The sequence below is a fragment of the Pseudomonas sp. 2995-1 genome (assembly GCF_002742505.1).
Taxonomy (GTDB): domain Bacteria; phylum Pseudomonadota; class Gammaproteobacteria; order Pseudomonadales; family Pseudomonadaceae; genus Aquipseudomonas; species Aquipseudomonas sivasensis.
In genome coordinates, this window is record NZ_LJSA01000653.1 from 1 (window position 1) to 268 (window position 268).

Consider the following 268-nt stretch of genomic DNA (forward strand, 5'->3'; position numbering starts at 1 on the left):
ATCGATATTACAGGAGGTATGAAAAGTATGGTTTCAGGATGTACGCTAGCTGCAAATCATCTGGGAATTGATATTTTATATATTGAAAACAATGGACATTTTCCCGGGCATGAAAATCCAGACCCAGGTCTTGAATCCCCTATCGTTTTAGAAGATCCACTTGAAGTTTTCGGAGACAGGGACTTAAGAACGGCTATTAACAAATTTAATAGTGAAGACTTTGAAACTGCGATGGAGATTTTCAGAGATATACAGGAAAGGGCTTTAA

The 268-nt window shown here is 37.7% G+C and carries 1 protein-coding gene; it reads left to right on the forward strand.

Annotated elements, in window-relative coordinates; translation table 11 throughout:
• Positions 1–18 precede the first annotated feature (18 nt).
• Positions 19–268: hypothetical protein (locus tag AOA61_RS30605; protein ID WP_256583518.1), on the forward strand; the 250-nt coding region annotated here is incomplete at its 3' end.